This is a genomic window from Spirulina sp. CS-785/01, from assembly GCF_028330525.1.
Classification (GTDB): domain Bacteria; phylum Cyanobacteriota; class Cyanobacteriia; order Cyanobacteriales; family Spirulinaceae; genus JAQMSD01.
The window spans coordinates 1-9700 of record NZ_JAQMSD010000033.1 but is presented as its reverse complement, the minus strand read 5'-3'; the positions used below and the strand labels follow the sequence as shown (position 1 = coordinate 9700).

Here is a 9700-nt window from a genome sequence, read left to right as displayed (position 1 = left end):
TATCTACACGATAGGAAACGCTTCAGGAGACACTGCCTCTACTGTGGCTGGAGAAATCTTGTCACAGCAAGCGGAGTCGTTGAATGAAGAACCTCGCTGATTCTTAGGAATCCCTCGGCTCTGTCGAGGGAGGATGTCAATGGTTCTCGATGTGGATGGTACGATCGCAGGGGAAGATAATTTCCTTTCTCCTAGCGTCCAGACGGCCATTGCACAGGTACAAGCTAAAGGGATTAAGGTGGCCATTGCAACAGGCCGGATGTATTGTTCGGCTTTACGGTTTCATGCACTGATTGCCTCAGATCAACCGCTTATCGCCTATAATGGGGCGTGGGTACAGCATCCGGTGACTCAAGATGTTTTGCAGCATTCTCCTCTCTCTGTTCCTTTGGCCACTGCATTGTTAGAGCATTGGGAACAACCGGAATGGGTATCCCGTTTAGATATTCACTGTTACTACAATGATGAATTGTATGTCCGGGAAATTACTCCCCGTACTATTCACTATACCCAGCGATCGGGCATTTCTGTGAATCCCGTGGGAGACTTGCGGCCTCTGTTGGAGCAGGAGGTGACGAAAATGTTGGCCTTGAGTGATGATACACTAGCGATCGCGCAACTCTATCAACAACTCAAACAACAGTACACCACCGAACAACTCTATATTACCCAATCCACTCCCACCTTCGTTGAAGCCACTCGTTCCCAAGTTAACAAAGGAACAGCAGTCCAGTTTTTAACCGAAGACTATTTAAACTATCAACCTCAACAGGTAATGGCCATTGGGGATAATTGGAATGATCTAGAAATGCTACAATATGCCGGATTTCCTGTTATTATGGGCAATGCTCCCCATAGCTTAAAACAGTTTGCGGCTCAACACTTTTCCCATTGGGTTGCCCCCGATGTTGAAGCGGATGGGGTGGCAAAGGCCATAGAAAAATTCTTACTTTAAACCCTCTTGAGCGAAAAAGTTTTCAGAAAAAACAGTTTAATTCTGATTTCAATCCCTATTAAATTGGAAATAATGAGATCAGAAACAATGAAATCAGAGAGAGAGTGAAATCAGAAAGAGAGCCGACGACTTGCCATGTTTCGTCTCGGCTCTCTTTAACTGGTTCGCTCCTCACACAATCCAACCATAACGTAGAGATTTAAGACCTGTCAACTCAAAAGGCAAAATTCTCGGTTTTTGCCTCAAAGCCCCGATATTTGGCAGATTCTCCCCTGTTTTCAGAATTCTAAACGAGGCACAATCCCGAACTGTTCCCAGAAAATACGCAATAATAACCGTTGAGCAACCGCCATTAAGCCTAATCGCGCTTGCACCAATTCTAAAGACGTAGTTCCCCCAATGCAACTGACACACTCAAAAGTTTCTATGGTCTTCCCAAAGCGGTAGGCCACCGTCGGCCAAGGGATAGGCCGTCCTTGGGCCAAAATATCTGTCACCGTCACCACTTGACTGAGGACCTCCCATGCTGGGGGAGAAACAAAACGCCAGGTTTCCGACTCTTGTAACCAAGGGAGAGGAGAGGGAGTTTCCCATTGCCACAGCAAACTTTTTTCCCCTGGGGAAAGCGTAATGAACCCTTCGCTTTGGCCCAAGTAGAGATAAGATAAACAACGACATTGGAGGTACTGGAGGGGTAAATAAGCTCCAGTCACCGGAGGAGCAAGAGAAGGCAAAGAGATGGTCATGTCTAAAAGAGCGTTTAACCAGTCGGCCAACATTGACTCGCAATAGCGAAACTCCAACCCATGAGGGAAAACGCGGACAACTTGCCATGGAGAAGTATCAGAAAGCACATGAAGTAAGTCCATTGCCCAATCTCTAGAGGAGGCCGGGAAGCGTTTTTCCAGCACTTCTGCTAGGGGGGAACGATAGGCCACATAAGCCGACGTTTTGACCCGATAAACTGGGACTGAGGAGACTGCTAACGGACACCCCAACTGCTCGGTTGCTTGAGCGAGAGCATTTTGCAGTTGACCTTGGAGCGACTCCGGTTTTTGACCCTCATTTCCCATCTTGAAAATCCTCTAACTCTTTGGGGGAGTGGGCAGACAACGAATCAAAAAACATCAAGACAGTAAAAATTTTCTGTAGCAAGTGTTTTTTGATACCTCCACTCTCAGTACCATAGATCAATATACCCGCTTAATTACCTGAAAAACGTCTTATGCACAGTCAATCCCTTTCGTCAGAGGCATCCCGACCGTTTGTGATGTGGCAAAGAATCATCGACTGGGGACAAGAGCATTACCGCGATCGCATCTTTAACAAAGACGAACGCATCCCAGTCCGGCCCGGGTTACTCTACCTTGTCCAACGGGGAGCAGTTCGTTTAACAGGAGTGGCTCAGGTGCAACCCCCAACCACCTCCACCCCTTCTCTCCCAGAGCAAGAAGAAGCCTTCCTAGGGTTTGTTGGCACAGGACACCCCTTTGAAGTCATTGCTCAACCCACCGTCAACTTACAAGCCTATGCCCATACCCCACAAACCCTAGTGATTTGGCTCTATTGGCATGATCTAGACAACTGGCCTCATTTTCGCCGGGAAGTCCTCGACGCACTCCGCTACCAACACCAACGCAAACTCCTCTGGTTGAGTATCTTAGGCCAACGTCGCACCATTGACCGTTTATGGGGCTTTCTCACCCTGTTAATCGAAGAATATGGTGAACCTACCCCCCAGGGGTATTGTTTGCCTTATCCGCTTACCCACGCCCAAATTGGCAGCGCGATCGGGTCAACCCGTGTCACCGTCACCCGGTTAATGGGACGACTCCGCCAACAAGGGGCCATTGCCATTCAAGGAGACAATTTACTCTGTCTTACTCAACCTTTTGCCAAAGCCGTGAGCTAACAAGGGAGGGAAACGGGGGGAAAGGCCATGACCACCAGTCCTTTAACTTAACGTCCCAAGAAGAGCCCCGCTTTCAGCGACGGGATGAATTGCGACAATCTGGTACAGCAATGATCTTTGTAGAAGACATCAACTTTACTGGTTTCGCTAACCCCATCTAAATCGAAGATTTTAGATGGGGACTGCGCGAAACGATTTTGTTCAACCGGGATCGTCGGATGTTTCGTCGGATGAAGCCAAAGCCATGCGCCGCTCTTGGTTCATGGAATTGAGGTGGACGGCAGAAATAAGCCCCAATCACATCGCGTTTAGCGATTGATTGCGGGTAGTTGATATCCCACCCGTGAGAGTGGCAATCCCGAGCAGGATGTCAATACTTACGGAAAAACGCGATATTTAGATATTTCAGCCCTAACCGTACCCAGCGTAGGGGACAGTAGAGGAAAAATAGAGGACGGGGGAGTTGTACCCATTCTAAGTCTCGTTCGTTGATGGGAAAGACGAGACGAGAGAGAAAGCGGAGTTTATTGAGGGGGCCGGGTTGTAATTGTAGGGAGAAAGCGGCACGTTGTAGGAGGGTGTGACTGGGGATATGGCTTTGGGTTAGGGTGTGTTGGATGGTTTCGGTAAGGGAAAGAATAGCGGGGTGTTGTTGGATTTCGGTTTGGATGGAGGGGGGGAGAGGACAACCGAGGAGGGTTTGGGTGATGTGGAGGCCGAGGAAGAAAATGCGATCGCAATTATACAGACGACTCCGACAATGCAACCCCTCCCAGTCTAACTCAGGAAAAGCGCGAACACATTCAGCCACATCACAAAGACGCTGTAACTCTAACCATCCGTCCCTTGCACCATTGAGACATAAAACTAATAATAAATCTTCCGGAGAGAGAGTCGGAAATTTACATCCCCCCAGAGTTTCACTCCCTTGACGGTGAAAAAGATCAGCAACAGGGAGATGACAGGTAAAGAAAGGGGGAGAAAGTCCCCAGTGAGGGTCCGCTTGGACTCCCGTTTGGGGGTTAAGGAAGGCAGCCCCAAAGTTGGTTTTCAGTTGGAGTTCTTCTTGGGCTAGAGTAAGGTCATGGTAGGGTTGATAACCCAATTCAGCGAGTAAGGTTTTGGCGGTAAAGTAGTCTTGGGGATGACGGAGAAGGAAGTCCAAGTCATACATAGACCGCAAGGCTAAATTCCCATAGACTCGTTTTGCTAATGCGGGCCCTTTCAGGGAGAGGAAGGGGAGGGAATGGTGATGAAAAACCTGCTGGAGTTTGCGGAGGTGGGTGACGAGGAGGAAGTTTTGGCGGAGGTTTTGTTCAAATTGTTGTTGTAACTGCACTTTCACCCCATCGGGGACTCTCGGCCATCCCAACCCTTGTAAATGCCAAGTGAGAAGGGGGGTGATTTTATGCCATTTCGCGCTTTCTAAGAGGGTTTCCCAGTTGATCTCCCCTTGGAGTATCTCGATGATCTGCTCTCGATGAGAGGGACTGATCTCAGTCCGACTACAACAAACTAATAATTGCCAGATGGGGTTAGTAGGGTGTGCCATTTTGGTGGGGAAGTGGCGAAAAAGCTGCTCAAAATTAAGCAGCTTTCTCAAAACGGTTAATTCAGTTTTTTAGGGAAGTTCTAAGTATTTTGACTTAGTTTAAAAAGGATTGATTTTAAATTTTGTTATGGATTGTAAAGAAAGAAGGTGAATTGTAAAGAGGGAAATTTGAAGGTTTACCGTCCGTTACGATCTAGAGCCTAGAGCTAGTACAAAATACCTGTCCGTAAGCTCATCATGGTGATTACACCGAGACTCATCATCACCAAAGCGGCGGTGAGTCCGAGGTATTGGCTAATCTCCTGAAAGGACTGATGAAAATCCTGTTGCTCAATTTGTTTGAGTAAATTTAACATTTGTTTAATTTTTATGATGAAGTTTTTATGAACCAAGGCTAAAAAAAGTTGTTTATGCTACTAACTATAGCAACTTTTTGTTAATTTATCTATTATTATGATAACCTTATTCATCTAAATTAAACAAAATTAATATAATTAGCAGTGATTACCCCTCTCTTTATTTTGCGGGAAAACAAGGGAGGGGGAGGGTTTGGCGAGAAGATCGTTGCTATTTTTTTTGGGACTATTCACCCAGTCTCAAGAGGTCAAACCGTGTTCTAAGGCGTAGCGTACCAGTTCGGTCCGACTATTCGTTCCGGTTTTGCTAAATAGACGGCTCACATATTTTTCGACATTGCGAACGCTGGTGTCAAGTTTGCTGGCAATTTCTTTATTCATCATCCCCTGAGCGACTAAATCGAGTACACTTTGCTCACGGGGGGTGAGTTCAATGTGAATGGGGGAGGGAGACTGAGAAATTCCGGAACGTTGATCAAGCATTCCTCGAATGGCCGAGATTTCCCGGACAATGGCTTCTAATTTACCATTATCCCCGTCGTCGGTACTCGCTGCTTTGCGTCGTTGCAGGAGGTTTTTGACGATGGCCACCAATTCTTCGGGTTCAAAGGGTTTCGGTAAATACGCATCACAGCCAGCTTGGTATCCTTGAATGCGATCGCTGGTCATCCCTCTCGCGGTCAAGAATACCACAGGCAAATCCGCAAAACGACTATCTTCCCGTAATTTCTCTAAAAACTGATACCCACTCACTTGGGGCATCATAATATCAGAAATGATCAGATCAGGCGGATCAGTTTCAAGGACTTCCCATGCTTCATCCGCACTCGCAACCGCAGTGACAGCAAATTCGTCGTCATCTTCCAAATAAGCCTCAACAGCGTCCCGCAAACCGGGTTCATCATCCACTAACAGGACTTTAGGTTGCTCAGACATAATTTTTATCAGTAATCAGTAACCAGTAAACAGTGTACAAAGGGAACGGGGAACAGGAAACGGGGAAGTGGTTCAACTATCAACTTCCCCATCTCCCCCATCTCCCCCATCTCCCGACTCCCGACTCCCATCTCCCCTAACCGAACCCTTTATGGATAAAACGCTAACTGAGGAAGTCCCAAGGTTTCCTCCCATCCCATCATGATGTTTAAATCCTGTACCGCTTGACCCGATTGTCCTTTAATTAAATTATCCAGTGCAGACATGACAATCACGCGATCGGTACGCGGATCGACCGCTACGCCAATGTAACAGAGATTTGTCCCCACTGCCCATTTCGTTTGCGGATACACCCCACTCCCTAACACCTGCACAAAGGGAGATGACCGATAAAAGGCATTATAGATGGTCAGTAAATCCTCACGGACTAAACCCGGATCACGCAAGGTGGCGTACACTGTGGCTAGAATGCCACGTACCATGGGGATTAAATGGGGAGTAAACTGGATGCGGATATCATGGCCGGCCAGATCACTACACACTTGTTCAATTTCTGGGGTGTGACGATGGGCTCCGGCCACATTATACGCCCCTAGAGAACTATCGGCCTCAGATAATAACATCCCAATCTTAGCCTTTCTTCCTCCTCCAGAAGTGCCGGATTTTGCGTCAATAATCGCGGTTTCGGGGACAATTAACCCTTGTTTGAGCAGGGGAGCGATCGCCAGTAAACTGGTAGTACAGTAACACCCCGGACAGCCAATCAGAGAGCTTTCTCTAATTTCAGAGCGATACAATTCGGGTAAACCGTAAACTGCTTGAGAGGCCAGATCGCGATCGCTGCGTTCTTTCTTATACCACATGGTATAAGTTTCTAAATCCTGAAAACGGTAATCCGCCGACAGATCGAGAACCTTACACCCCTTAGCAATTAAACTGGGAGCAAGATCACAAGCAAGGCCATTAGGAAGTCCCAGAAAAACCACCTCACAGCGAGAGGCTATCACATCCACATCAACATCCTCAACCGTCGGATTGAAGCGATGGCCGACATGGGGATAAAGTTCAGCATAGGGTTTCCCCGCACTACTTTTCCCCCCAACATACACAATTTCAACATGGGGATGGTCGAGTAAGAGTCGCACTAACTGCACTCCTCCATACCCCGACGCACCCACAATGCCTACTGGAATCCGTTTAGAATCGTTCATATCTACATTTTCTCAAGAACCGCCAATATTGGCTGCATTGTAGTATCAAATTTGAACATTCGGGGATATCAGTTTTACGGTTTGGGGATTCGTTATTGGTTCTTTGTTCTTCGTGCTTGGTGTCCTTGGTGTCTTTGTGGTTTTCTCCCCTAACCCTCTCACTCACCGCAACTCTTGAATTATCCCTTCTCCATTCTTCCCAGAATGTTACAAAAACTGTAACTGTCATCCGGAGATAGGACAGCCTATGGGAAGGTTAAGACAGTTTGATGACTTTATTTAAACCTGTATTGCCAAAACTCTTATGAAATTGAACTACTTTCTCCTATTCGGCCTTATGCTTCTGGGTGTGGGGGGTACAGTCACTCATTTTTCCTTTGCTCAAACCCCCCAAAATCCCTCTCAGACCCGTCTTACTCAGCGAAATGATATGAATCAACCTACCACCTCTCCCGACACGCTAGGCGGCTTATACGCGCCGTCTGAAGGGGAAAAGCTGGCCTTTCCCTTGAAAAATACCGACGTAACCGCGAAAGTGACGGGGAATTTATCCCGTGTCCAAGTCACCCAAACCTTTGAAAACCCCTTTGATGAACCCCTCGAAGCGGTTTATGTCTTCCCCCTCCCCGATGAGGCCGCAGTGGATGACATGGAAATTCAAATCGGCGATCGCATTATAAAAGGCGAAATCAAAAAACGGGAAGAAGCACGAGAAATTTATGAACAAGCAAGAGAAGAAGGCCGCACGGCTGGACTCTTAGAACAAGAACGAGCTAATATTTTTACCCAGTCCCTCGCTAATATTAAACCCGGCGAACAAATTTCTGTCACCATTCGCTACACGGACTCCTTGAAATTCGAGGGAGGAAACTATGAGTTTGTCTTCCCCATGGTAGTCGGGCCCCGTTACATCCCCGGAACTCCCATCAACCCCGCAGGAGACACAGATCAAGTCCCCGATGCGTCTAATATTACTCCCCCCGTATTACCCCCAGAAACTCGCTCCGGACATGATATCAACGTTACCGTAGAAATTAACGCCGGGGGATTGGTACGAGAGATAAATTCCCCCTCCCATGATATCCGCACCAGCCAACAAGGGGAAACCGTCCGCGTGCAATTGTCCCCCGAAGACACCATCCCCAACAAAGACTTAATTCTCCGCTATCAAGTGTCTGGACAAGATACCCAAGCAACGGTATTAACCCACCAAGACGAAAAAGGCGCACACCTCGCCTTGTATCTTATTCCTGCGTTAGACTATAATCCCGCCGAAATTGTCCCCAAAGACGTTGTTTTCCTCATGGACACCTCTGGGTCCCAACGGGGAGAACCCTTGAAAAAGTCCAAAGAACTGATGCGACGGTTCATTAACGGCTTAAACCCCGATGATACCTTCAATATTATCGACTTTGCTAATACGGCTCAATCCCTCTCCCCCTCTCCTCTCCAGAATAATGCAGCCAACCGCCAAGGGGTTTTAGATTATATTGAACAATTAGAAGCCAACGGCGGCACAGAACTCTTAAACGGGATTCGTGCTGTGTTAAACTATCCCCCATCCTCCCCTGGACGGTTACGGAGTGTGGTCTTACTCACTGATGGATATATTGGCAATGAACGGGCCATTCTCAACGAAGTCCAACAAAAATTAAAACCCGGTAATCGCTTGTATAGTTTTGGGGTTGGCAGTTCAGTTAATCGCTTTCTGTTAGATAGATTAGCAGAAGTTGGCCGCGGGACAATGCAAGTGGTACGACAAGATGCACCCACCCAAACCCCCGTTGAAACCTTCTTTCAACAAATCAATAATCCCGTTTTAACCGATATTCAGGTGCAATGGGAGGGAGAAGGGAGTTCTCCTGAATTTTACCCCCAACGGAGTCCTGACTTATTCGCCAATCAACCTTTAGTGTTATTTGGCCGTAAAGGACAACCGGGGGAGGGAGAATTAATTATTACTGGAACAACTGCGGGGGGGGGAGAGTATGAGACGACCTTACCAGTACGGTTTAATGATGAGGGGAATCTTGCGATCGCGCAACTCTGGGGCCGCGCTAAAATAAAAGACCTAATGGCCCAAATGTACGGCGGTGAAACCGTTTCTGGCGTAGAGGCCGTCACCGAAACGGCTTTAGCCTACCGTCTCCTCTCCCAATATACCGCCTTCGTCGCCGTCAGCGAAGAAGTGCGCGTTGACCCCGATGGAACAAGTCGCACCGTCCAAGTTCCGGTAGAATTACCGGAAGGGGTAAGTTACGAAGGCATTTTTGGTGACAGCGAACTTGAACAAGACTCATACTCCGGTGCAGTCCCACGAGGAAGTGTGCCTCGTAATGGGCGACCAATGACCCGCCAACCCGGCATACTCTTTGAGAGTGCGGACTCACCCCCCACACCCACCGCAGAAGCAGAAGAAAGCGCAGAACCTGCACCTAGTCCTTCTCAATCTTCGCCTATCGAAATTATAGACGCAGATGGCCTCCCCACGGATGTTGTTAATGCACTCGAACAACACCTACAAACCTTGAATTTTTCTGGGGGAGATAGCGGAGAAGTGGTCTTTGAGTTACGGGTAGCCAACGGTCGTGTTACCCTAGTTCTCTGGGATGAAGATGCGTCAGCAATCAATACTCCCACGGTTATTAACTCCCTGCGTCGTCGTCTGCAAACCTGGCAACCTCCCCAAGACTTACGGGGAAGTTATACCCTGAAGTTTCAGATTAATAATTAGTTGATAGATGGGGGAGATGGGAGATGGGGGAGATGGGGGAGATG

At 47.8% G+C, this 9700-nt stretch carries 8 protein-coding genes; 3 read left to right on the top strand and 5 right to left on the bottom strand.

Annotated elements, in window-relative coordinates; genetic code table 11:
* Positions 1-133: 133 nt before the first annotated feature.
* The gene (locus PN462_RS01410; RefSeq protein WP_272126077.1) at positions 134-955 is read left to right on the top strand and encodes a Cof-type HAD-IIB family hydrolase; all 822 of its coding nucleotides are present in this window, start codon (positions 134-136) and stop codon (positions 953-955) included.
* Positions 956-1233: 278 nt separating this feature from the next.
* On the opposite strand, the gene PN462_RS01405 is transcribed toward PN462_RS01410, so the two are convergent.
* Positions 1234-2028 carry a hypothetical protein gene (locus PN462_RS01405; protein ID WP_272126076.1) on the bottom strand — a complete coding sequence of 265 codons (795 nt, stop codon included), beginning with the start codon at positions 2026-2028 and terminating at the stop codon, positions 1234-1236.
* A 152-nt stretch (positions 2029-2180) separates the two neighbouring features.
* Between PN462_RS01405 and PN462_RS01400 the strand changes: the two genes are divergently transcribed.
* Positions 2181-2867, top strand: coding sequence for a Crp/Fnr family transcriptional regulator (locus tag PN462_RS01400; protein ID WP_272126075.1), 687 nt, complete (start codon positions 2181-2183; stop codon positions 2865-2867).
* A 370-nt stretch (positions 2868-3237) separates the two neighbouring features.
* Here the strand turns inward: PN462_RS01400 and PN462_RS01395 are convergent, their stop codons facing one another.
* The 4 genes from PN462_RS01395 to argC form a co-directional block, all read right to left on the bottom strand.
* Positions 3238-4419, bottom strand: a complete 1182-nt coding sequence (locus PN462_RS01395; RefSeq protein WP_272126074.1) for a nucleotidyltransferase domain-containing protein — start codon at positions 4417-4419, stop codon at positions 3238-3240.
* A gap of 206 nt (positions 4420-4625) precedes the next feature.
* A complete protein-coding gene (locus PN462_RS01390) occupies positions 4626-4775 on the bottom strand; it encodes a hypothetical protein (protein ID WP_272126073.1) in 150 nt (49 codons plus the stop codon).
* A 240-nt stretch (positions 4776-5015) separates the two neighbouring features.
* Positions 5016-5711: a response regulator transcription factor gene (locus tag PN462_RS01385; protein WP_272126072.1), complete on the bottom strand. Its 696-nt coding sequence runs from the start codon at positions 5709-5711 to the stop codon at positions 5016-5018.
* A gap of 149 nt (positions 5712-5860) precedes the next feature.
* Complete coding sequence (gene argC, locus PN462_RS01380; RefSeq protein ID WP_272126071.1) at positions 5861-6922, bottom strand: N-acetyl-gamma-glutamyl-phosphate reductase; 1062 nt, start codon at positions 6920-6922, stop codon at positions 5861-5863.
* A gap of 430 nt (positions 6923-7352) precedes the next feature.
* On the opposite strand from argC, the gene PN462_RS01375 reads away from it, so the two are divergent.
* Entirely contained in the window at positions 7353-9656 is a 2304-nt protein-coding gene (locus PN462_RS01375) for a VIT domain-containing protein (RefSeq protein WP_272126070.1), read from the top strand.
* The last annotated feature ends 44 nt before the right edge of the window (positions 9657-9700 follow it).

Coding starts and splice junctions, on each gene's coding strand:
- PN462_RS01410 (WP_272126077.1), top strand. CDS start 134: ATGTCAATGGTTCTCGATGTGGATGGTACGATCGCAGGGGAAGATAAT.
- PN462_RS01405 (WP_272126076.1), bottom strand. CDS start 2,028: ATGGGAAATGAGGGTCAAAAACCGGAGTCGCTCCAAGGTCAACTGCAA.
- PN462_RS01400 (WP_272126075.1), top strand. CDS start 2,181: ATGCACAGTCAATCCCTTTCGTCAGAGGCATCCCGACCGTTTGTGATG.
- PN462_RS01395 (WP_272126074.1), bottom strand. CDS start 4,419: ATGGCACACCCTACTAACCCCATCTGGCAATTATTAGTTTGTTGTAGT.
- PN462_RS01390 (WP_272126073.1), bottom strand. CDS start 4,775: ATGTTAAATTTACTCAAACAAATTGAGCAACAGGATTTTCATCAGTCC.
- PN462_RS01385 (WP_272126072.1), bottom strand. CDS start 5,711: ATGTCTGAGCAACCTAAAGTCCTGTTAGTGGATGATGAACCCGGTTTG.
- argC (WP_272126071.1), bottom strand. CDS start 6,922: ATGAACGATTCTAAACGGATTCCAGTAGGCATTGTGGGTGCGTCGGGG.
- PN462_RS01375 (WP_272126070.1), top strand. CDS start 7,353: ATGAATCAACCTACCACCTCTCCCGACACGCTAGGCGGCTTATACGCG.